This window comes from Dyadobacter sp. CECT 9275 (genome assembly GCF_907164905.1).
Lineage (GTDB): Bacteria > Bacteroidota > Bacteroidia > Cytophagales > Spirosomataceae > Dyadobacter > Dyadobacter helix.
The window spans coordinates 990,166-1,013,132 of sequence record NZ_CAJRAF010000002.1 but is presented as its reverse complement, the minus strand read 5'-3'; the positions used below and the strand labels follow the sequence as shown (position 1 = coordinate 1,013,132).

Below are 22,967 nucleotides of genomic sequence, written 5' to 3'. Positions count from 1 at the left end.
ATGGTAAAATTTGTGAACATCATTTTCATCTCTGCGTTTTGCAGTATGTTCTTTTCTTTTGTACGGGCGCGAACATACGTTCAGTCAGCAGTACCTCGGTCTGTTCCTGAGTCGGACTCTGCCAGACGTAAGGCTGTTCTGACCCGGATACTGTCACAGATGCCCGCTGACGATACCCTGAAAGGCCATGTTTCTTATGAAGATAAAACGTTCGGCGACTGGCTTTCAAGAACCGGCGAATTACCCCCGGATTTTGATAAAATGCCTTCAACTCCTTTCCTGCCCGATCCGCTCACGATGCTGTCCGAAGGGAAGGATACACCCATTACAACACCTGAACAATGGCAAAGAAAACGCAGCTGGCTGAAGGAGCAGATACAGTACTATCTTTCTGGTACTTATCCGGCACAGCCCCAGAACCTGACCGCCGAAATCAAAAAGGAGGAAAGGGACGGAACCGTATTGTTGCAGGAAGTTCGTCTCAGATTCGGGCCGGGCAGGGAGGCTGCGCTCACAATTGAAATGATGATACCGCCGGGGAAGGGCCCGTTCCCGGTATTTATTACCCAGTGGAATCATCGTGAATGGGCGCAGCTGGCGGTGAGGCGCGGTTATGTGGCTTGCGTAGTTGCCAACGCGGACCTTCGGGACGATACCGAATCTTATGCCCGTATATGGGCAGGCAAGCACGACTTTACCCGCCTGATGCGTCGTGCATTTGGTTCGTTTGTTGCGGTGGATTATCTGTACACACTTCCTTTTATTGATCAGAAACAGATTGGAATGACAGGGCATTCCCGGAATGGGAAATTATCCATGCTCGCTGGAGCTTTTGATGAGCGGATTACAGCAGTAGTATCAAGCAGTGGAGGCTCCGGTGCGGAAATTCCCTGGCGATATGCAACGCCTCAGTATGTTGTGGAAGATATTGCGCTCCTGACGACGGCGCAGCCGGCCTGGTTCCATCCCCGGCTCAGATTTTTCATTGGGAACGAAAATAAACTGCCTGTAGACCAGCATTCGTATATGGCTTTGATGGCGCCAAGGGCCTTGCTGCTCAGTACCTCGGCCAACGAGTCGGCCTCTAATCCCTGGGGCGCCGAGCAGGCCTTTCAATCAGCTCGGCAGGTTTACAGGTTGCTGGGAGCCGAAGATCAGCTTGCAATCCGGTTCAGAGGTGGTTTTCATGGTACCTCGGCCAGGGATATAGAAGATTACCTCGACTTCTTCGATTATGTGTTCAACCGAAACGGGCCGAAGCCGGAGAACAAGCTGTTGTATCACTACACTTTTGAAAAATGGCTGACACTTTCAGGCGAAAAGACCGATCCGCTGGACTGGCCGGAAAGAACTGCAAAAGAGATGCTGATCACCCCGCGAGGCAAGCAGATTGGCACCGCAAAAGACTGGGAGATCAGAAAGGAGGAAATTCTTAAAAGTATCCGCTGGACCCTTGGCGAAGAGCCTGCCGGACTGCATCACAATGGTGCGCAGCATCTGAAAAACAATGGGGCAGGGGAAGACAATTTCGGTAGCTTTTTACCGAGGCCTGTTGAAACATCTGCTATGGGTATCATGAAAATAACGCCCTACAAAGGTTTCGGAGATTATTTATACGGAAACGTTTACTATCCCAAAAATAAGGTGAAGGATGGGCAGAGAACAAAATTGCCCGCTATCATTTACTTACATCCATACGATTATTCCAAAGGGTTTTCTACCACAGACCATCAATATGGACTACAGTCGTTCTTTGAAAAACTGACCAGCCAGGGATATGCAGTGTTTGCTTTTGATATGATCGGTTTTGGCAACCGGATCGACGAAGGTACCCGTTTTTATGAACGTTATCCGCATTGGTCCAAAATGGGGAAGATGATAACCGATGCCCGGAGTGCCGTGGATGCCCTCGGGAAACTGGACATCATTGATCAATCAAAAATTTACATTGCCGGGCAGTCATTGGGCGGAACCGTGGGATTGTTTACGGCCGCCCTGGATCAACGTATTGCGGGGATCGTTGCAGTGGCTGGTTTTGCACCCATGCATACCAATGTGCCTGGCCAGGCAGGTATCAGGACGCTTTCACATTTGCACGGACTCATGCCCAGGCTGGGATTTTTTGTACAGCATGAGGAGCGATTACCTTTTGATTTTCAGGAGATACTGGCGGCGATAGCCCCCAGGCCAATACTAATAATTGCTCCCGAATATGACACGGAAGCCGTGCTCCCCGCCATAGAGGAGGCGGTCAGGGAAGCGTCACGTGTTCACCGCTTTTATCCTAAATCCGGCGATATACAGGTGCTGAAACCAAAGTCCGAAAACCGATTGTCCGGGGAGATAAAGTCAGTTGTATACAAGTGGGCCAGTGAGCATTAAAGGAGCACCAGCGGCGGAGGGAAAGTATCCTGCCGAGTTCATTTGCTGGATGGCACGCTTATCGCCACGAATTTTATGCTGGTATCCATCAGGTAACCGGAAATTTCCTGGAATATGATAAAGCCTGGTCAATAAATTTTCATATTTCGAAGGTAAGATATTGAAAATACGGATATTATAGATCTATTTGCATGTCGTTCTGCTTTGTGAGAAAAAAGCTGCTGTCCAACTGTTTCTGACTATGAAAAAACGTGTATTCCGATTTTTTGTGCTGCCGGTTATACTGGTGATATTGCTGGTTTCAAACATTCCGTTTACGCTGGCCCAGACGGCAGAAGCAATGGTCAGCGTTTCGCTGCAGAAGAGGATCCCTTCCGAACAGGATAAAAATGCATGGGTACTCCTCAATAGCAAAGAGGAATGGAAAGCTGCGGAAACGGCGATCATCATTTGTGACATGTGGGACCGCCACTGGTGTAGTGAAGCAACAAACCGCGTTGCGGAAATGGCGCCGCGGCTGGACGAAATGGTCCGGATTGCGCGTGACAAAGGTATGCTGATCGTACACGCACCCAGCAGTACCATGAAATTTTATGAAAATCATCCGGGAAGAAAACTTGCTCAAAAGTATAAGGATAAAAACGTAGCGAAAAAGATTGCGGGCACGCTGCTGGACACAGAGTCGGGAGCAGCATGGCCTTTCGAAATTTCCAACGGCGGATGTACCCCTTCACCGGGCGATGCTCGGGAAAATGAGGAGGTCTGGACCAGGCAAATCGGTACCATCGGGATTACGGACGGTGATGCCATTTCTGATTCAGGGGCGGAAATGGGCAGTTTGTTTGTTAAAAGAGGAATAAAAAATGTGATTCTCACCGGCGTGCATACCAACATGTGCGTGATTGGGCGGAGCTTTGGATTGAGAAACATGAAACGGCTTGGCATGAATGTGGTCCTGATGCGCGATATGACCGACACCATGTACGACCCTGCTTCCGAACCCCGGGTTTCGCATTTTACCGGCAATAGTCTCATGAGTGAATACATCGAAAAGTATGTATGTCCTACGATGGTTTCAACCGATCTTACGCATAAAAAACAGTTTCGGTTCAGGGAAGATAACAGAAAGGTGGTAGCTTTTATCATGGCCGAAGGGGAGTACAGGGCTAACCAGCGACTGCCTGAATTTGCCCATGAATTGTTGTTGAAAAAGAATGTGAACTGCGAATTCGCCATCGGGAAACCAGTGATGGAAGGTGAGGGTATCCACAACATTGAGAATCTCCAGATCCTGCAAGACGCTGACCTGGCCGTGGTATTTGCCAGGCGCAGGGCATTGGAGCCGGAGAAAATGGCTGTACTTAAACACTATATCGAAAGCGGGAAACCGGTACTGGGTATCCGTACGGCCAGCCATGCCTTTGGTCCTAAGGAAAATGTGCCGCGTGCAGGCAGCAATGCTGAATTGGCCAAAGACAAATCCAATGGTTTTCTCGCAAGCTGGGCTGAGTTTGATAAAGACATCCTGGGCGGGAATTACCAGGGGCATTACGGCCACCTTGAACAAGGTACTACCGTGATGCCAGTACCCGGTATGGAAAAAAGTTTGCTTCTTAAGGATGTTGATCCCAAAGGTTTTACCAGTCCGAGCTGGTTATATAAGAACAGACCCCTAAGATCCGAAAATGTGCAGGTGCTTTTACTGGGCACAATTCCCGGCCAACCAGCGGAGCCAGTTTGCTGGATAAATAAGAATCAGTATGGTAAAGCTGTTTATACCTCCCTCGGGCATTGGGACGACTGGAAACTGGAAGGTTTCAGAAATCTCATGTTCAATTCGGTGGATTATCTGTTGGGCCGGTTGAACCAGGAACAGGAATAGAATAACAGGCTTTTGTACCGTGGCTCTACTGCGCCTGTAACCACTGGCAGCAGTAATGACTTGATCGGAAAGGTTTCTTCGGTTGGGCTCTGCTGATCAGGTATCAGTTGGAATACCAGCGGGCTTTGTATACATGCATGTCGGGAAAGGCCAGGGTTCGTGCCGGTTGATGGAACTTCACATGATAGGTCCACCAGCTTTTTTCCGGAATGGTAAAGATATATTGTCCTTCGGCGTTCTGGCCAAGGCTTTTAATATTCTCTGCATCCGGAAATCCTTGGATCTTGGTGAAGGAGTAGGTTTTCAGGCTGAACTGCCAGGAGCCGTGATGCTCAGTCACAAACAGGTTTTCGCCATCCGGGACGGGCATCAGCTCATGTCCGCCTATCCCTGGGATTTTCCATTTGTTGACAAGTTCCAGGCGGTTTTTGGAAACCAGTTTATATTCTCTTAAAACATCGTAACCCAAAGCAAAGAGGGAGGCTCTTTTCTGATCCCAGACCAGCCCGTGTGCCGAGTAAAGGCTGTCGGTGAACAAAGGGCTATCTGGTTTAGCCTGGTCGAAGAGCATAATTTTATTACCGTCTTTGGCCGTTGAGGCAGCCGCAGCAACCAGGTTGCCGGGCAGCAGCGCTATGGAGTGAGCGTTCGGGACGGCAGCGTAAAAAAGTACTTTGCCGTCTTTCATATTCAGGATGGCAATGGCACCGGAAGAGGAGGATACCAAAATCTGCTTCCCGCTGTTAATGGCCTTGCAGTCGTCCATGGTTCTGAACATTTTTGTCCGGTAAATTTCCGGCAGGTCCTTTGCCTGCTGCGCGTCCCACGACCACACAATGGCAGGGATGCTGTCCCGGGACTTGTTATAATCTACGAGCAGTACCTTGCTGTCGCCGCAAACCAGAAATTTTTTTTGTTTCCCGGTCTGGGAAAAAGCCGGAAGACTCAATGTGAGCAGAAGTATTGCCAGAATCCGGCCCCCTCCGGTGATAGGTCTGTTGAATTTCTTCATAACTTGTTGATCGTTAAGTGTTTTTCAGGATACATGCTGAGATAACTTGGGTTTAGGTATAGCCTTTTAAAACACCGTGTATGTTACATCTGCTAAAAATAACAGTATTAAACAGATTAAAATCAGTTTTATCAGGTATCGCCTGCTTTTAGCCATTTGATCGCTTACGGGCAGGAGGGATAGCATCTACTATCCCGGGCGTTGGATATGGCTTAGTCGAAAAAATAAAGAACCAGTAAAAGGCAGGGCGAATCGGAGATGTTTTTGGGGACGTGAGGCAGGCGGCCGTCGAAGAAAATGGAGTCTCCCTCTTCCAGTATCAGTACCTGTCCATTAACGTGGTACTCGGTTTGACCCTTAACAATATAGATAAATTCGTAGGCGTCGGTCGTCACTTCTTCCCGGTATGAATCCGTGGCTAGTTCCAGGAGTGCAAAGTCCACGGTACTGGCAGGCAGGTTGCGCATCATCATCCGGCTGTAATGAAACCCTTGTGCATCTTCCTTCTCAAAGGTGGCGTAGTCTTTCCTGCGGTTTACCAAAATAGTTGGTTCCAACAAGCTGAGGCCTTCAAAGAAAGCACTGGCCTCGATCTGAAGTGACTGTATGATGCTGAGCATAACAGGGAGCGACGGGATGGTACGGCCGTTTTCGATCTGTGACACCAAACCCTTACTGACACCGGATTTATCCGCGAGTTCCTGCAGCGTCATCCGCTTGTCGAGCCTTTTTTGTTTAATGCGCCGACCAACTTCTAAAATAAAGAATCCTTCCATACAGCAACATTAGTAAAAATTGCATTCTCCTGGAAATATAGTTACTGCCAAAGCTGTTCAGGATTTCAAATTTCAATTAAATGCCCCATACGTCGGCTTATCCGCCAGGAGGTAAACAAATTTTGCTGTTTTAATCGTTTGGGTTATTTGACAGATCTTAGGTCGACAGGATGGAAAGAGATAACACGCCTGGCAACGGGCTTGCCAGGTTCACTAGTGCTACGGCCTTTTTACGAACCTGTCACGGCAACCACGGAAGCTTTCTTTCCAGCCTTTTTCACCTTTTTGGACGATACCGCCAGCAGTAAAGAAACAACGCCGGTTATCATCCAAAAGGTATCTGTGAGAGCGAGGTGATAAAGCCCTTTGGGCCAGGTCATGAAAATCCAGTCGCCTGTGGCAAATCCGTTTGCAAACGGGACGAAGATGGAAAGCAGTCCACCGATGAGCAGATAAAATCTTGTGATTCCTGACTCGTTTTTGAAAAATAATCCAGCGATCGTCAGCAAGAGCCAGGAAACGAAAAATGCGGTCCGGACTACAAATACGTGGCTTTCCAGGTCGGGCACCAGCAGTTCGGCACTGAATAAAACCGCAGTGGCCGGGAAAAGGCCGAAAGAAATAGCCAGATACCACATGGTAACCCTGTGATGAAAACGCCTTTGTTTTTCGGTATAACTTTTTTTATTCCGGGCTTCTTTCCATAGCAGTACCCCGCTGATGATAACGAAGCAGGTAAACATTGCCAGCAAAAAATAAATGGTTTTCAGCACCATCCCCCCGAAAGTAGCAAAATGAAGTCTGGAAATTCCAAAAAGTACCGATTGGGCATAGGTTCTCTTACCTGGCAGGAGGTCAGAAATTACCTTTCCGTCGGCTAACCTAAGCGAGATAGAACCGTCTCCCGCAAATGTTCTGCTGTTTTTAAGTGACGCAGATAAAATGCCATCCTGCCGGTCATAATGTTTGATTCGGAGGTAGTGTAATTCCAGCTCCGGGTTCTGCGTCTTTACTTTTTCCAGCAAACCGTTGATGCTTAGGTGTTGGCTTGCAAAAGGGGAGCTTTCGCTCACCGCCATGGCACGTTCTGCAACGATCTCGCTGATGGCCTTTTCCTGGTCACCACCATAAAATACCATCACCACAGGCAACAGCACAAGGAACGAAAGCATATAATAAGCACCGGTAATAGCGTACATGAGCTGGAAAGGAAGGCCTAATAATCCAAAAACGGTATGTGCACTTGTCCAGAGGTTTTTTAAAGAGCCTTTCAGGGAAAATCCGTGAAATTTGGTAAGGATATTCTGCCAATGGATCATCAGCCCGGTGACTACTGCAAAAGCAAAAAATAGCGCTACAAACCCTGATAGGTATCTTCCCAGAAACGGGATCTGGTCAAAGAAATGCAGCCGGTATAAGGTTTCGCCAATGGTTGTTTTTTCTTCCTGGGAAAATTCGTTGCTGGAAGGGTAATAGGTAACGTAATAATGTTCCTCAGGCTTTCCTTTCGGTACCGTCAGATGGCCGTAAATATTTACAATGGGCCTTTCTTCGGATGCAGTAACGATGGTGATATCTTCGGCGAGATCAAACCGGGGCGTTTTCTTCTTGATGGCTTTCAGTACTTTATCGTAATCGACTTGTTCCGAAAGTCTTTGCCGTGCTGCCGGATTCTCCCACCGGTAAAACTCTTCTTTGAAGAGCGTAAAAGCACCTGCAAAAAAGATCACGTACAGAGCAAAACTGATGACGATACCTGAAACAGTATGTGTGTTAAAGGTAATATTGTAGAGTCTCGGGGATAAGCCTTTTAGCTTCATATATTATTTCAGAAAATACACGATCACTGCGCAAATAAGGGTACTAAGCAGATAGATGCCCCACACAACCCATCCATTCCGGCTCAGAAATGCTGTGATCATCAGGAAAGTCCATAGTAAAAAAACAGAAAAGGCACCGGTGAGGATAACTTCCATGCGGAATGGAAGAATGACGCTCAGCATCATTTGAATGCCTACTGCCAGGAAGTAGCCTCCAAAAAGCCCGGCTGTGATTTTAAGAGCACGCTGGCCGTTGGTAGCAAGGTATTCTTTTTTAGCTGGCATGGAAAAAAAGTTCTATGAGTAACAAAGCATGTACAACCGCAACGAATCCATAAAAATAGGATCTGCCCAAAACCGCGAATAACTGAATGAGGCTCATCGCCAGCGTGCAGGCGGCGAGGGATAGTAGCAGTCCGCCTGCCCAGCCATCCGTTCGCACATAGAGTGCAGATCCTGCCAGGGTGCATAATGTACCGATCAGTCGGGTACTGCGGAAACCGGGACGGGACAACGAGTGGGGGAAGTACTTTGACTTGGAATAATACAAGTACATGCCGAGCAGGATAAAGTAAAAAGGGATCATACTATTTATTTTTGCAAATATTAATATTATTTATACTAAATACAAACAATTGATACTATGCCATTCATTACAGGTACGGGCCAGCTTTTACACAAATACTGCTACTCCCGGAGGGGCAACTCGCGCAGGATATCAATGTAAGGGTAGGGTGGCTGACCGCAAACAAGTGCAGCAACCGGAAATGATTATTTGGGATACAGGATCAATACACAACGCTGAAAGGTAGCTTGCACCAGGGTAGGATTGGGAGGTTTTTTAATTTTAAAATTTTGGTTTTTAGATACTTATTAAAAACGAGTGAGTTCAAGCTTTAGTGAGGTTTTTCTATTCGATTATCAGGTCTCCTCCGGTAACTTTTACGTTGGTTTTCGGCATGTTTTCCATTTTGATATTTTTACCCAAAACATCCCCGATTAATTTCGTTCCGCTAATCTGTACTTCGGAGCAGCCATTGAAATAAAACATTTTTTTATTATCAGACTTTGCCGGCAGCGTGTTGGTTCTAACAACCGAATTGTTTTCAAAACGGATTCCCTGCGTGCTTTTGACATACAATACAGGGTAATCGAAGACTTTGAAAGTATTGTTTTCGATCCTGATATTAAAATGAACCGGCTTTTTTACGTCAGCAACCCGGTTGGAAGGATGAATAGCAATAACGGCATTGCCGGGTCCTCCCTGATAGGCACAGTCAATAAATTCGTTGTTCCGGATGGTAACGTCACGAACTGGACCTGATTCATACCATCCTTCTGCATCGGCCTCGATAAGCACGGCGCTCATGCCGGTCCTGAAAAATGTGTTGTTCTCAATGATAGCCTTCCGGGGAGTAGTCAGCAAAATGCCGCGGGTATTTGTCCGGGTAAAATAGTTGCCCCTGATCAGTACCTCAGGTGTCCATGACATATTTTCGACGCAATCATCCGGTTCAAGATCTGCAGGGACATCGCTTTTAAATGTCACGGTCACTTCGCGGTCTGAGAGTCTTTCTACCGATCTAACTATACCTGGTGCAAACCGTAGCATGGATGCCGCATGGACAAATGCTACGGTATCTCCCGGGAAAAAAGCATTGAATCCATAACTCTGTCCATGCATGAATCGAAGTTTGAGGCGGTTGGAGGCAGGTTTTCCCACAATGCGCAGATTGGTCCCGTGGACATTCACCGGGTCGTCATGGGCTCCTTCAAACCGGCTGTTTTCGATACTTACTTTTCCGCGGCATCCCGAAAAATGCATGAAATCAGCAGATGAGCTGATCACCCGTTTCGTTTCCGGTCTGGGTGCGCAGCTGACACGCCGCATCGTGATGTTTTCGGTATACTGGCTGACGATCCCAAGGCCGTGCATGTAATGCATTCCGACATCTTCAAGCGTGATGTTCTTACTTTCCAGAATAAACATTCCCACCTGATCACGGATAATATCCCTGACGGTGAGTATGTTACCGTATACTGGCTGAAAAGATTCTGGCGTGTCAAAATGAACCAGATTACGGCGGATTTCGGTGGCTTTACTGCTGTTGAAAACCTTCCAGTCGGCGTAGCGCATGGTTTTCAGGGTTGTATCATAAGCTACGGCGTGAAAATGGGTAGTCTTCCAGCCTTCACCGTAGAATACCAGTTTTCCATCGTTAATATTATATTTTGCATCGGGATGAATTTCCAGATTAACGCCCTTACCCGTGCCGGAAACATAACGCATTTCCGACATCGTGGGGCGCTCGAAATCCACTTTAATATTCTGAAGTTTCACATTTTCACAATGGTCCAGAACGATAGTTGTCATTTTTCCATGGAAAACGAATAATGAACCATTGCCTTCTATGGTCAGGTTTTTGGCATTTTTAAACAACATACCGATGGTTTTCACCTTGGACGAATCTTCCTCTTCGGTGGAGGTGTTTGAGACGAAGTATGGGGCGCGGATCGCGCCATCGGGCCAGAAATCATAACGGCCTTTTGCAAAAACCAGCTTTGTTTGCTTGCTTCGGACAGTTTCCTCAATGATCTTCTGTATCACGGGAGTCACGTTTTCATAGGTATCGGGGCGGATACCAAAATCATTTAAGGACAGGGTCTGGCACCTTGCTGACAAGATCGAAAGCAATGAAATCATAACAAAACCCGGTAACAGCAATAATTTATTTTTTAAAAACATAAGGTTTTAGGGAGATCAAATCTGTTGAATGGCCAATACTGCCTACGCCATTTGCATGCAAAGTTAAGTGTTGTCTGTTTCACTGAGGAGCGTATATTCCCGTTTCCCGGCAATTTTTCCTGAGATGCCTGAAACTTTGTTTAACAATATGCCAACCGGATTTTAAGAAGACAAACATAAAAAAGAGCCGCTCCAGTGAAATGGAAACGGCTCCGGTTATTTGTTACTCATCGGAACGAACTTATCTCAGTTCCATCCTCCTCCTAAGGCTCTGTAAATGTTAACAGTGGCGTGCATTTGCTCCATCTTGGTTTCGATCAGGTCAAATCTTGACTCCAGTGCATCCCGCTGCGTCAGTAATACCTCCATATAATCCGCACGTGCCGAACGGAACAGGCCGTTGGAAATGGTGATAGACTGGTTAAGTGCCTGTACTTCTTTTGCTTTCAGATCATAACTGCTGGCCAGGTTGCTGATGTTAGACAGCTGGTTGGCTACCTCTATGTACGCATTTAAGATGGTCCGTTCGTAATTATAAACAGCCTGTATCTGCCGGGCATTTGCACTGGCGTAGTTGGCCTTGATCGCATTTTTGTTGATCAGCGGCCCTGCCAGATCGCCTGCAATCGTAAAGAGTAATGATTCCGGTAATTTAGCAATATAGGTAGGGCTGAATGCCTGCAGGCCAAACGTGGCTGAAAGGCCCAGAGAGGGATAGAAGTTGGCACGCGCCACTTCTATGTCCAGCTTGGCGGCTGTTAGCGCCTGTTCAGCTTGTTTTACGTCTGGGCGGTTTTCCAGTAGTTGTGAAGGAATACCGGCCTGCGTGATCACCGGGGCCAGCGTTTCGAAATCCTGAGTACTTCGCTGAACGGGTTGAGGATACCGGCCCAGCAGGAAGTTGATCCTGTTTTCGGTTACTGTGATCCGCTGTTTGATATCATACTGAAGACTTTGGGTATTGAGTACCTGCGCTTCAAACCGACGTACGGCAAGTTCGGTTACTCTTGTGGCTTCCTTCTCCATACGAACTACTTTCAGGGCATTGTTCTGGATTTCGATGTTCTGCTGGATAATAGCCAACTGACGATCCAGGGCGAGCAGTTCGTAATAGGAATTCGCGATTTCGGCGATCAGGTTGGTCATCATGAAGTTTTTTCCTTCTATAGATGCCAGGTACCGGTTCACGGCGGCTTTTTTTGCATTCCTCAGCTTGTGCCAGATATCCACTTCCCATCTTGCAAAAGCAGCTACCTTCAGATCGGGGAGAGGCTCAGGCATTTCTTTACCAGGTTTGATGTCGGTTGTAGCTTCGCTGGCACCCATGTTGGTGTAGCGTCCCAGTTTTTCGAGGCCTGCTCCGCCACCCAGGCCAACAAAGGGAAGGTATTCCCCTTTTCTTGTCCTGATTTCCTGCTTAGCAATCTCAATTTCCTGCAAGGTAATGTTCAGCTCCTGGTTATTTTTAAAAGCAGTGTCTATCAACGCGGTCAGGTAAGGATCGGTGAAGTAATTCTTCCAGCTCACTTTTCCTGTGTTGGTAGAGTCCTGTGAGCCGTTATAGCTCACAGGGGTAGTTCTGTTTTCATTTTTGCGAACCATCGGCGGCACAGTGCACCCGGTATAGATCAGGACCATTAGTATGATCCAGGCTCGGTTCAATATTCTTTTATTGCGCATCATTTTGAGTTTCTTGTGTTTGGGGGAAAGCGTCAACTGCATGAACGAACTGCTCAGACAATGAGCCGTCTTCTTCATCCTTGATCAATTTTCTGCCGTCGGCCAACGTGCCGAATATGACGTAAAGTCCCGGAATGATAATTACCCCGAAAATGGTACCGAATAACATTCCGCCCATCGCCGACGCACCAATGGTCCGGTTTCCTATCGCACCGGCTCCGGAAGCAATGATCAGCGGTATCAGACCGGCAACGAACGCGAACGAGGTCATGAGGATAGGCCGGAAACGAACCTTGGCCCCTTCGATGGCGGCATTGAGGATGGTTTCTCCCTGGTGCCGCTTCTGGACGGCAAACTCTACGATCAATACGGCATTTTTACCTAACAAACCGACAAGCATGATGAGGCCGATCTGCGCGTAAATGTTGTTTTCAAGCCCCATCATTTTCAGCAGCAGGAAAGACCCGAATACCCCAACCGGCAGCGATAACACCACCGCAAACGGTATAATAAAACTTTCATACTGAGCCGCCAGCACAAAGTATACAAACGCCAGTACAATCAGGAATACCACGAGCGACTCATTCCCGCGGATCGATTCGTCATACGAGAGACCTTCGAAAGCGATGTCATATCCTTTGGGCAATGTTTTGGCTGCAACTTCCCGTATCGCCTGGATGGCATCGGCTGTGGTATATCCTTTGGCAGGAAGGCCCTGGATGGCTGCGGAATTATACAAGTTAAAACGGGTAATCTCGTTGGGTCCCTGTCCTTTTTTGAGCGTCATGAACGATGAGTAAGGAACCATTTCCCCGGCCTCGTTTTTAACGAAAAGCTTTAACAGATCCGATGGAAGTCTTCTGAAACTTGGGTCAGACTGTACATAAACTTTGAAAAACTGGTTGAACCGGGTAAATCCTTGTTCGTACGTACTACCGATCATGATGTTGAGGTTATCCATGGCCTTTCCGATGGATACACCTTTTTGCATGGCCAGCTTGTTATCAATCTGCAGCTCGTATTGGGGATAATTGGCGGCGAAAAAGGTGAACAAACCGGTAAGCTCCGGACGTTTGGCCAGATCGGACATGAACTTTTTGTTGATCTTATCAAATTCGCTGTAATCTGTATCAGTAGTTTTATCCAGCAAACGCATAGAGAAACCACCGGAAGTACCAAACCCAGGAATGGCCGGTGGTTCAAAGAATTCAACCACAGCACCTAGGCCTCTAGTTTCTTCTTCCAGTTCTTCCATGATCTCTTTAACGTTTTTGTCACGTTCGTGCCAGGGTTTCAGGTTGATCAGACAGGTACCGGCGTTGGAACCACGTCCCTCGGTCATGATCTCATAACCGGCCAGGGATGATACCGACTCTATTCCGTCCACTTCTTCACAAATTTTCTGAAGACGTCTGGAAACTTCGTTGGTTTTCTCAAGTGTAGAACCCGGAGGCGTCTGGATAATCGCATAAATGGTACTCTGATCCTCGTTCGGAATAAATCCTGCAGGCAGTATCTTGTTCACGTATAAAATTCCTGCACAGAATGCCAGCAACACGGCCCATGTCACTACCCTGCGGCTAGCAATACGCTTTAACAGGCCTACATACCGTCCGGTTAATTTGTCAAAAACCCGGTTGAAAGCATCGAGTGATTTCGTCAGGAAATTTTTCTTCTTTGGATGTCCATGGTGGTTTTGCAGCAGCATGGCGCACAGTACAGGGGTAAGTGTCAGGGCGATCAGGGCAGAAATCACAATAGAGCTTGCCATGGTGATCGAGAATTGCCTGTAGAAAGTCCCCACGGGGCCGGACATGAACGAGATCGGAAGGAACACGGATACCATGACGGCGGTAATGGCAATAATGGCGCCACTGATCTCTGAAAGTACCTTTTTTACAGCATTGTAAGGTGATATGCCCGGTTCCTCCTCAAACTTGGCATGGACGGCCTCGACGACGACAATCGCATCATCGACCACAATACCAATGGCAAGTACGAGCGCAAAGAGGGTGATCAGGTTAATGGAAAGCCCGAAGCCCTGTATGACGAAGAACGCCCCGATCAACGATACCGGAACCGCCAGGATCGGGATCAGCGTTGACCGCCAGTCGCCCAGGAAAATAAATACCACCAGGGCCACAAGAATAAATGCGTCGCGCAAGGTATCGATCACCTGCTCGATAGATGCATCCAGAAACTGCGATACGTCATAGCTGATTTTGTAATCCACACCCGGAGGAAAGGACTGTTTCATTATATCAAGCTTCTTTTTTACCTCCTCAATTACGTCACTGGCATTACTGCCGTAATTTTGTCTTAATACAATCGCCGCCGAAGCGTGTCCGTCCAGGTTGGAATAGATATCAAAGAATTCACTCCCCAGCTCCACTTTGGCAATGTCCCTGAGGTGTATGCTTTCACCCTGGGCATTGGCGCGGATGATAATGTTTTCATACTCCTCCGGCTTATCATACCTTCCTTTGTAGGTAAGTACATATTCCAGCGACTGGGCCGCTATACCCGAGCTTTGCCCGATCCGACCAGGCCGCCCAACAATACTTTGTTCTCCCACGGCTTTCATCACTTCTTCCGTAGACACGTTGTAAGCCCGCATGCGTTCGGGATTTAACCAAAGACGCATCGCGTAACGGCGGCTACCCAGGATTTGTGCCCTTGCTATACCCTTTGTCCGCTGAATTTCAGGGATCATTTTCACAGTGGCATAGTTGAAAAGGAATTTTTCGTCAATGCTTTTTTCCTTGGAATAAAGGTTGACGTACATCAGCATACTGGGCTGAACAGGCGAGATAATAACCCCTTCACGCTGAACCAGTTCTGGTAAGAGAGGCATCACCTGATCCACCCTTGTTTTTACCCGGATCACGGCTACGTTGGGGTCCGTCCCGGGCTCAAAGATGATCCTTAACGTGGCCTCCCCCGCACTGGTGGCATCGGTTGCGATATACCGCATATCCTGCACACCGTTGATGGCCTGTTCCAGTGTAATCAGGGTAGATTTCACCAGTACGTCGGCACTGGCACCTGGGTAGGCGATGAAAATGTTTACAGTTGTTGGAGCAATATCCGGAAATTGAGAAATAGGTAATTTCTCAATCGCCAGGATGCCTATAAAGACGATCATGACCGAAATCACGATGGCAAATACAGGTCTTCTTATGAATTGATTAAACATGTCTTTGTCTTTTTAAGATACCTGATTATTCGGCATACAGGCTTAAATGGGAGATAACAGAATCAGGCTTTACGAAAGTGTAGTGTATTTTTTCGTTTTCCTGTACCTGGCGCAAGCCTTCCAGAAGGATTTTGTCAGATGGTTTCAAGCCACTGCTCACTACAAAAATGTGCGGCAGCTCTGCACCCACTTTGATTTCCCTGGACCGTATCTTGCCGTCTTTGTCCAGAACATAAACATATTTCTTTTCCAGTACCTCGAAAGTGGCCTTTTGAGGGATAATCAATGCGTGTTTGAGTGGTGTGGTGATCACGATATTACCGGTTTCCCCATGTCTGAGCAATCCCTTTGGATTAGGAAATGTTGCACGGAAAGCGATGTTACCGGTTTCATTGTTAAAATCCGCCTCAATGGTTTCCACGATTCCTGAATGGTCAAACAACTCGTTGTTAGCCATTCTCAGCTTAACAACTTCTTTATTGTTGGATTTCAGGCCATTCTGGTAATTGAGGTATTCTGCTTCAGGCACATTGAAATAAACCCACATTTTACTGTTGTCCGACAGGGTGGTCAGCAAATCGCCTTCGTCAACAAGGCTTCCCAGCCTCACCTGGAAATGATCCATGATGCCGTTGAACGGTGCTTTGATCTGTGTAAAACCCAGGTGTACCGATGAGAGAGACAACTCTGCTTTGGCCTTATCCAGTTTTGCTTTGGCCATTGCCAGCTCATTTTTGGAAACAATATTGCTGTCAGCAAGTGCCTTGGTGTTTTTGTATTCTACTTCGGCGAAATTGGCTTCGGCCTGTGCTTTTTGCTGCTCCGCTTCATACAGCATCGGCATAATCTGGAACATCAGCTGGCCCTGTTTCACATGCTGGCCTTCATCAACATAAATTTTCTGCAGATAGCCTTTTTCCAGCGCCCGTAATTCAATATGGCTGATGGCACGGATCTGACAAACGTAGTCTTTGTCTACGATGGTATCTTTTTCGATGGGACTGGTTACAAGAAATTTGGTTTCTTCTTCCTTTTCTTCTTTTTTTGATTCACAGCTTGTCGCGAATAATGATGCACACAAACCAATGATCATGAGAACTTTCTTCATGATTTTGCGAGTTAATACAATATGATTTAGATAGATTTTGAGTTAGCAGACGTGTTTTTCACGTCCTTGTTTTTTGCTGAGGCAGATTGAATTGTTAGGTTTCGTATATCATATCCTGATCACCCTGAAAAGTATACAGGTATCCGTTGAAGTATAGAAGCAGGATGTGCGTGCAGATGACAATGTTTTCGGGAAATAAAAATAATCCCTTCTTTTTGTGGGGTAGAATGAAGTAAAGTAGTGACTGGTGCCCGCCCATTTCCGAAGACGAGAAAATACGAAATTTTCTTCCTCGTCATTTTTCGAAAAGATTTTCGGAGTGGTTCTGAAGTTTGGTGTGCAGTATTTGGGCAGCAGGAGGGGGTGGTGCGGTGCGTTGCCATACGCACTGTATTCTGAAAGCGAAGCCTGGTTTTCGATTGAGCAGCAGGAATATTTCGGATGCAGATCGGAGCTCAGGCAATAGCATGTGCTCAGCAGCAGAATGCACAGGACTAAAAAATATTTTGGGAATGCCTTTATCATCTTTGGGCCAAAACCTGTATTAAGTGGAAGGAGCGGGCTGTCATCCAGGGCAGTCTTACCTTTGAATATGGGATACCCGTTGGCCGAAACAGCCCGGTAGCAAAGCGGTCAGAATCTTTGGAGCTGAACCGAAGAGATTGCGCCTCGTATTCCGGTGGCAAATTTCCGGTGGCAGATAACCAAACAACTCGTTTCATAGAAGTGACTTTAATTTACTTCTACAAAATCCGCACGAAATCCTTAATTACAAGTTAAAAGCATGTTAAAAAGGCATTAAAATACGTTCCATTGTGCTCAAAATGGGAAATAAAGCCGTTTTTCTGCCCTGTAAACTATGGGGTGCTGAGAAAAGGAGGGGGCCTGATCTGCAGAAATTTCAGTTTTGTGAAAACACATTCTGTTCCCTTGCGCAGGTATCTTCACAGGAGCCTTCAAAAAAGAGATCAGTAAATGCGGGAGAGAGTGGTATTGCGGTATGAGCCAGGTACCGAAAACTTCCCTGAATATCAGGCTGTGAGGTTCCTTGCTTTTGCAACTTTTAAGAGCATTTCAAACATTTTGTCAGGCGCGAACGGCTTGCTGAGGATATCATAAACCTGCATTTTAGAAAGTCGTATTTTCACATCCTGCATAATGTCAGCGGTGAAAATAATAATGTGCACGTCGGAATACTTTTTACGGATGATCTCGGCCAGTGCATACCCGTCAATTTCGGGAATGTGCAGATCAAGCAAAGCAACGTGGTACTGGTTTTGTTCAAGCAATGCCAATCCTTCTTTTCCACTGTAAGCATAATCCAGAGAAACGCCGAAGTATTCCAGTTGTTTTCTCGCCACAAGGACATTGATGGGATTATCTTCCACCAACAGGATGCGGAGGCCATTAAGTTTGTTTTCAAAACTTGCCATTACCGGCGATATGGAAAGTGACGAGAGCTTCTTCTGGTTCTCGGCGATGTCAAATGTTATATCGAAATAAAACTCGGTCCCAACACCGGGTTCACTATGCAGGGCGATCCTGCTATGGTGGAGGGCTGCCAGTTTCTGGGTGATCGCCAGCCCGAGCCCGGTACCGGAGTGTTTACGGTATGCCGATTGCTGTACCTGTTTGAAGCTTTCAAAAATCGTTTCATGAAGCTCTTCCGGGATACCCATTCCGGTATCCTTTACCTTGAAATTGATGGTGGCTTTTTTGTATTTCAACGCGACAAGCTTTACAATAAGGGCAACCTCTCCTTTCTCCGTAAATTTGATGGCATTGCTGACCAGATTGTTAAGGATTTGTCCCAGTCGGATGGGGTCTGCAATGATGTTAGTTGGTATGTCGTCGTCAATCAGGCTTACAATCCGGATTCCCTTGGCTTCTGCCAGCGATTTGAACTGGTTCTTAATGTTCCTGATCAGCTGGGCAAGATTAACTTCCGCTACAATGAGTTCAAGCTTGTCATTTTCCATCTTGTTCAAATCCAGGATGTCATTGATAAGCTCTAAAAGATGGTCAGCGCAGAAAATCAGGTTACTGACGTACTCATTCTGATCTACCGTATGATTCAGTTTTAAGAGGTTAGCTATGCCGATAATGCCATTTAAAGGTGTACGTATTTCGTGGCTCATAATAGACAGGAAGTCTGACTTGGCCTTGGAAGCACCTTCGGCAGCATTTTTTGCCTCTATGATCTTTATTTCATTTTCCTTGTTGAGGGTAATATCCATTAAAGCACCTCTCATTGTCACCAGTTCACCACGCCTGAGCACCGGCTCTCCGATGGCGCGGACCCATTTTTTTGCTCCCCTGGAAGTCTGTACCCTTATTTCTATGTCGTACCCGTGTTTTTGGTCAATGGCCTCTTTCATCAGATTCCAGCCATCGGGCTCTATCAGCGGACGCAGGTTGTCAAGGGTAGGCTGAAAACCTTCCTGTTCGTCAAAAAGCAGGTAAACTTGTTTGGTCCAGAAAATTTCTCCGGTCAGCATATTGTACTCCCAGCCTACAGTCTGACTTAACTTCTGGCTGACGTCCAGGAGCTGGTTACTAAGTTCGAGACTTTCTTTGGTTTCCTGCAGTATCAGTTCGGCATGCCTTTGTCTGGTAACATCCTGGATACTCAGGACAAGGACATATTCTTTTGGATCAGGTGCCTTGATAACTGGCTTGATACGAGCCCTGAACCATTGATCGATACTGCTGTCAAAATGTTTATAGACGATTTCCGTCATCTCACCCGTTTCTATCGCCTTATTGATAAGGCCGGTCACCAGATCGGCCAGGGGGCCTGCTACATCTCTTATTTTTTTGCCCAGAAAATCATTTTTGGGCATGAATAACTTGGTTTCATCGTCGACCCACACATTTTTAAACGAATGTGTGCCATCAATTTCAAATACAATATCATCCAGGGAGGCGATGAGTGACTGCAGGTGGGCCGTCAGTTCTATCAGATTTTGTGCAGAATTGGTTTCCTGATTAGCTACTTGATTGTTCAGAGGTGGGTTTGGCATATCCATTGATAAAAAATTAACGAGCCCGTATAACAAATCCAGACTAGCAATGTGTTTGCGTTGGCGGGTCGAATTTATTAACAATATTTTCGATCAATTTAGGCATATTTTTTTACTATAATCTCAATATTTATCTATATTTCTCATTTCGAGGTGGTTGTAGTTTGGTGTTTTAAAATTTGTTATGCAGTCGGCTGATTTTGGTGAGCGGTAATATCCGTAAGCGGGCAGAATAAAAACAAAGCCAGGGAGAAATATGACCATGGCAGATGAGAGAATTTTTGAAACCGGTTGCAGGCTCAGCGGATGTTTTCGGGGTTGGTAGCAATCAGGCGGGAAAATACAATTCAAAAGTTGCCCCTTTTTCAGGTATTCCCCTGGCGGTAACATACCCGTTATGATTTTCCATAATCTTTTTACAGATGGCAAGGCCAATGCCCGTTCCTTCGTATACCTCACGGGCATGCAGCCGCTGGAAAACCTCGAATATTTTTTCCTGGTATTGCGGTTGAAAGCCAATGCCATTATCCTGTATCACGATACGATAGTAACCATTTTCCAGAATTTTCTGATCAGCCCGGGCCTCAGAGACCCTTTCTCCAGAGACAATGATTTCCAGCGGCACGTCTCTTCGGGCAAATTTTATGGCATTTGCGATCAAATTATCAAAGATCTGCCGTATCTGGAAAGGTATGGCGTTCAGCACAGGTAACCCCAGGGTCTTTACCGTTCCGTTGGCAGCTTCAATTTTGTATTGGTATTCTTCCAGAGTTTGGGCCAGAATGTCGTTAAAATCCGTAATTTCAAAGTTCACCTGGGTGATGTTCGTCCTGGAAAAACTCAGCAGGTCACTGATCAGCGTTTGCATTCTTGTTGCCGATTTTTTTATTTTTTCAAAATAGCCGGTATTCTCATCGGTAAGAGAATGACAGTTTTCCTGAATTCTTGAGACAAACGTATTGATTTTCCTGAGTGGTTCCTGTAGGTCGTGGCTGGAAATGAAGGCAAAAGAGGCCAGGTCTTTGTTTTTTCGTTCAAGTTGTTCATTGAGTTTTACCAGGTCAAGGGTCCGTTGTCGTACCTCATCTTCCAGTTTTTGGCGGATATTGATTTCCGACCGGATATCCCTCATGACCGTTCCGACGCCCACAGGCTCACCGGTCCTTTCATTGTCTATTCTGTGGCAATTGTTATAGAGCGGAATAATTTCACCTGTTTTCCGGTTCTTGATTGCAAAGGTGCCGGCCCATTTGCCCGTTGATATCACAGAAGGGATGATCTGAGACTCTACAAACTCCAGTTGTTCCGGGGTATGAAAATCAGAGATAGGTATTTGTGTAACATCTTCCGTCTCATCCACGCCGAGTAACTCTTTTCCGGCCTGATTGATGTAACTGTTCTTGCCATCCATTTTAAGGATCGCCATCAAATCCACACTGTTTTCAACCAGCACAGACAATTTTTGCGTGGCTTCCCTTGCCGCTACCTCTGCGGTAATGTCCTGCAGCGTGCCGTTAAACCGGGTGGCCTGTCCTTGTTCGTCAAAAGCCGCTTTCCCTACTGCCCTGACTACCCTTTCCTGGCCCGTTTTCGCATTTACAATCGTGTATTCAATATGGTACAATCCTCCTGACGAAGGCTGTAGTGATTTCTGAATCGCATGGGCGACCCTTTCCTGATCATTCGGGGTAATGGCATTGGTTGCCGAGGAAAGTTGGATTTGTTCCCCCGGTTCAAGCCCCAGCCAGGATTTTAACCTGGCGTTTGCCAGAAATTTGTTGTTCCTGGGATTTAAATCCCAAGTACCAAGTTCGGAGGCATCAATCGCAAAAGCGTATAGATTGTTAGACTCTTCCAGTCTTTTCAGCAGGTTAACCTTTTCTGTTGTTTCCGTGCAGATCACCAGAACGCCATGTATTTGGTGAAGATCGTTTGTGACTGGGCTGTAGCTGAAAGTCCAGTAGATATCTTCAATTTTTCCATTCCGGTAGAAGGGTACCAGCTGATCCTCAAACCAGACTGCCTTTCCGGTAGCCAGCACCTGGTAGATCAGCGGGCCAACGAAATCCCAGGTTTCAGCCCAAACTTCTTTGCCCTTTTTTCCAATAGCAGGATGTTTGCCTTCATTACCCAGGCTTGGCCTAAAGGCATCATTATAGAAACAAATGAGGTCTTCACCCCAAAAGAGAACCATAGGAAAAGCAGAGCTCATCAAGGTATTGAGCTTGGATTTCAGGCTCTGCGGCCAGCTTTCCGGTGTTCCCAGCGATGAAGCTGTCCAATCGTACTGCCGCATAAGGTTACCAATTTCAGAATCAATACCCAGGAATGGCGGATTTGCGGAAGTACGCTCCATAAAAAGTTATGCTTGCAAGATGAAATTCTCTTTGGCGGCATAAAATGGTTTTTGCCAGTCAAGTGCCAGTATTCTTTTGAGCAGCTCTTTCAAAGCTGCAAAACTGTTGGGCTTAACAGCATAAAGGCTGGCACCGCTTTCATATACCGCATTTACCGTTTCCTCCATGACAGAAGTTGAAAAAATGATGACAGGTATATGCCGGGTAGGTTCGCTGGCTTTCAGTTCTTTCAAACAATCATATCCGTTCATCAAGGGCATGTTCAGATCCAGAAAAACCAGCTCCGGCAGTTCTGCTGGCATTTGAAGATACTTAAGCGCTTCGATTCCGTTTTCGGCCGTTTTCAGAATAATGCCCTCTGCTACCATGTTCAGGGCATCCTCGAATAATTCTTGGTCGTCGGAGTCGTCATCAACCAGTAAGATCGTTTTCGGATAGGAATCGGTCACTTTCATGTAACGCGTTCGGTGATTTACTTCTAAATCACAATAATAGCCATAATACACTGATCCTGCAACTCTGCAAGGGCGCTTTGAGGGGGGCTCAGAAGTGCAGAAGCACAATGCCGGGGCAGCAATTATTTGTGTGTCGGGAATGCATTTGCAGGGAGCCTGCTAAGCCAGTATTTCAGTGAATCAGATTGCCTGCCAAAAGAGACGGTCAAGGTTTGCTCCCATCATTAACGAGGGAGGTAGTAGTTGTACCCATGTTTCCCGTGGAAGTGAGCGATGCATTGTTTTTCATTTTTTCAATCTGGTTATTGATCGCAAAATTCAGCTCTCTGAGCGCGTTGCTCAGGTTGAAAAGCTCCTGCAGTATTTCGGCGTCCCTTTCTGATGGAACATCGCCTTGGAACGGGCTTGTTGAATTTTCCATGCTTTCAGTAATTTAGTGAGAGGGGATGTATTTTTTTCTAATTTAAAAATAATTCGCATAATACTTGTAGAAATATTTTTATAAATACAGCTGTTTTGTTTGTGTTCGA

Annotated in this window: 16 protein-coding genes; 2 read left to right on the top strand and 14 right to left on the bottom strand. The window is 46.5% G+C overall.

Annotated features, from left to right (window positions below; genetic code table 11):
* Together KOE27_RS12225 and KOE27_RS12220 are read left to right on the top strand one after the other, a co-directional pair.
* Entirely contained in the window at positions 1-2,382 is a 2,382-nt protein-coding gene (locus KOE27_RS12225; protein ID WP_215239165.1) for an alpha/beta fold hydrolase, read from the top strand.
* A 241-nt stretch (positions 2,383-2,623) separates the two neighbouring features.
* Positions 2,624-4,264, top strand: a complete 1,641-nt coding sequence (locus KOE27_RS12220) for an isochorismatase family protein (RefSeq protein ID WP_215239164.1) — start codon at positions 2,624-2,626, stop codon at positions 4,262-4,264.
* 103 nt (positions 4,265-4,367) lie between these two features.
* Here KOE27_RS12220 and KOE27_RS12215 read toward each other — a convergent pair whose 3' ends face one another.
* The 14 genes from KOE27_RS12215 to KOE27_RS12150 form a co-directional block, all read right to left on the bottom strand.
* Positions 4,368-5,276: a DUF6528 family protein gene (locus KOE27_RS12215; RefSeq protein ID WP_215239163.1), complete on the bottom strand. Its 909-nt coding sequence runs from the start codon at positions 5,274-5,276 to the stop codon at positions 4,368-4,370.
* Between the two features lie 212 nt (positions 5,277-5,488).
* Positions 5,489-6,052, bottom strand: a complete 564-nt coding sequence (locus tag KOE27_RS12210; RefSeq protein WP_215239162.1) for a helix-turn-helix domain-containing protein — start codon at positions 6,050-6,052, stop codon at positions 5,489-5,491.
* Positions 6,053-6,282: 230 nt separating this feature from the next.
* Positions 6,283-7,872, bottom strand: coding sequence for a PepSY-associated TM helix domain-containing protein (locus KOE27_RS12205; protein WP_215239161.1), 1,590 nt, complete (start codon positions 7,870-7,872; stop codon positions 6,283-6,285).
* Between the two features lie 3 nt (positions 7,873-7,875).
* Positions 7,876-8,157 (bottom strand): hypothetical protein, encoded by a 282-nt coding sequence (locus tag KOE27_RS12200; RefSeq protein WP_215239160.1) that lies wholly within the window; start codon positions 8,155-8,157, stop codon positions 7,876-7,878.
* The gene (locus tag KOE27_RS12195) at positions 8,147-8,458 is read right to left on the bottom strand and encodes a hypothetical protein (RefSeq protein ID WP_215239159.1); all 312 of its coding nucleotides are present in this window, start codon (positions 8,456-8,458) and stop codon (positions 8,147-8,149) included. The genes KOE27_RS12200 and KOE27_RS12195 overlap by 11 nt, the downstream gene beginning before the upstream one ends.
* 324 nt (positions 8,459-8,782) lie before the next feature.
* On the bottom strand, positions 8,783-10,576 hold the full coding sequence (locus KOE27_RS12190; RefSeq protein WP_215239158.1) for a right-handed parallel beta-helix repeat-containing protein: 1,794 nt from the start codon (positions 10,574-10,576) through the stop codon (positions 8,783-8,785).
* Between the two features lie 288 nt (positions 10,577-10,864).
* Complete coding sequence (locus tag KOE27_RS12185; RefSeq protein WP_215241592.1) at positions 10,865-12,298, bottom strand: TolC family protein; 1,434 nt, start codon at positions 12,296-12,298, stop codon at positions 10,865-10,867.
* Complete coding sequence (locus KOE27_RS12180; protein WP_215239157.1) at positions 12,288-15,494, bottom strand: efflux RND transporter permease subunit; 3,207 nt, start codon at positions 15,492-15,494, stop codon at positions 12,288-12,290. The genes KOE27_RS12185 and KOE27_RS12180 overlap by 11 nt, the downstream gene beginning before the upstream one ends.
* Before the next feature lie 25 nt (positions 15,495-15,519).
* A complete protein-coding gene (locus KOE27_RS12175; RefSeq protein WP_215239156.1) occupies positions 15,520-16,602 on the bottom strand; it encodes an efflux RND transporter periplasmic adaptor subunit in 1,083 nt (360 codons plus the stop codon).
* A 521-nt stretch (positions 16,603-17,123) separates the two neighbouring features.
* The gene (locus KOE27_RS12170; RefSeq protein ID WP_215239155.1) at positions 17,124-17,324 is read right to left on the bottom strand and encodes a hypothetical protein; all 201 of its coding nucleotides are present in this window, start codon (positions 17,322-17,324) and stop codon (positions 17,124-17,126) included.
* A gap of 309 nt (positions 17,325-17,633) precedes the next feature.
* A complete protein-coding gene (locus KOE27_RS12165) occupies positions 17,634-19,625 on the bottom strand; it encodes a hybrid sensor histidine kinase/response regulator (protein ID WP_215239154.1) in 1,992 nt (663 codons plus the stop codon).
* A gap of 328 nt (positions 19,626-19,953) precedes the next feature.
* Positions 19,954-21,981 carry a PAS domain-containing sensor histidine kinase gene (locus KOE27_RS12160; protein WP_215239153.1) on the bottom strand — a complete coding sequence of 676 codons (2,028 nt, stop codon included), beginning with the start codon at positions 21,979-21,981 and terminating at the stop codon, positions 19,954-19,956.
* A gap of 6 nt (positions 21,982-21,987) precedes the next feature.
* A complete protein-coding gene (locus KOE27_RS12155) occupies positions 21,988-22,437 on the bottom strand; it encodes a response regulator (protein WP_215239152.1) in 450 nt (149 codons plus the stop codon).
* Between the two features lie 205 nt (positions 22,438-22,642).
* Positions 22,643-22,858: a DIP1984 family protein gene (locus tag KOE27_RS12150; RefSeq protein WP_215239151.1), complete on the bottom strand. Its 216-nt coding sequence runs from the start codon at positions 22,856-22,858 to the stop codon at positions 22,643-22,645.
* Between the last annotated feature and the right edge of the window lie 109 nt (positions 22,859-22,967).

What these genes read in the sequence shown, in the direction of transcription:
- KOE27_RS12160 (WP_215239153.1), bottom strand. Translation starts at nt 21,981, where the DNA reads ATGGAGCGTACTTCCGCAAATCCGCCATTCCTGGGTATTGATTCTGAA.
- KOE27_RS12165 (WP_215239154.1), bottom strand. Translation starts at nt 19,625, where the DNA reads ATGCCAAACCCACCTCTGAACAATCAAGTAGCTAATCAGGAAACCAAT.
- KOE27_RS12215 (WP_215239163.1), bottom strand. Translation starts at nt 5,276, where the DNA reads ATGAAGAAATTCAACAGACCTATCACCGGAGGGGGCCGGATTCTGGCA.
- KOE27_RS12170 (WP_215239155.1), bottom strand. Translation starts at nt 17,324, where the DNA reads ATGAAACGAGTTGTTTGGTTATCTGCCACCGGAAATTTGCCACCGGAA.
- KOE27_RS12175 (WP_215239156.1), bottom strand. Translation starts at nt 16,602, where the DNA reads ATGAAGAAAGTTCTCATGATCATTGGTTTGTGTGCATCATTATTCGCG.
- KOE27_RS12190 (WP_215239158.1), bottom strand. Translation starts at nt 10,576, where the DNA reads ATGATTTCATTGCTTTCGATCTTGTCAGCAAGGTGCCAGACCCTGTCC.
- KOE27_RS12185 (WP_215241592.1), bottom strand. Translation starts at nt 12,298, where the DNA reads ATGCGCAATAAAAGAATATTGAACCGAGCCTGGATCATACTAATGGTC.
- KOE27_RS12205 (WP_215239161.1), bottom strand. Translation starts at nt 7,872, where the DNA reads ATGAAGCTAAAAGGCTTATCCCCGAGACTCTACAATATTACCTTTAAC.
- KOE27_RS12155 (WP_215239152.1), bottom strand. Translation starts at nt 22,437, where the DNA reads ATGAAAGTGACCGATTCCTATCCGAAAACGATCTTACTGGTTGATGAC.
- KOE27_RS12150 (WP_215239151.1), bottom strand. Translation starts at nt 22,858, where the DNA reads ATGGAAAATTCAACAAGCCCGTTCCAAGGCGATGTTCCATCAGAAAGG.
- KOE27_RS12220 (WP_215239164.1), top strand. Translation starts at nt 2,624, where the DNA reads ATGAAAAAACGTGTATTCCGATTTTTTGTGCTGCCGGTTATACTGGTG.
- KOE27_RS12180 (WP_215239157.1), bottom strand. Translation starts at nt 15,494, where the DNA reads ATGTTTAATCAATTCATAAGAAGACCTGTATTTGCCATCGTGATTTCG.
- KOE27_RS12210 (WP_215239162.1), bottom strand. Translation starts at nt 6,052, where the DNA reads ATGGAAGGATTCTTTATTTTAGAAGTTGGTCGGCGCATTAAACAAAAA.
- KOE27_RS12195 (WP_215239159.1), bottom strand. Translation starts at nt 8,458, where the DNA reads ATGATCCCTTTTTACTTTATCCTGCTCGGCATGTACTTGTATTATTCC.
- KOE27_RS12200 (WP_215239160.1), bottom strand. Translation starts at nt 8,157, where the DNA reads ATGCCAGCTAAAAAAGAATACCTTGCTACCAACGGCCAGCGTGCTCTT.
- KOE27_RS12225 (WP_215239165.1), top strand. Translation starts at nt 1, where the DNA reads ATGGTAAAATTTGTGAACATCATTTTCATCTCTGCGTTTTGCAGTATG.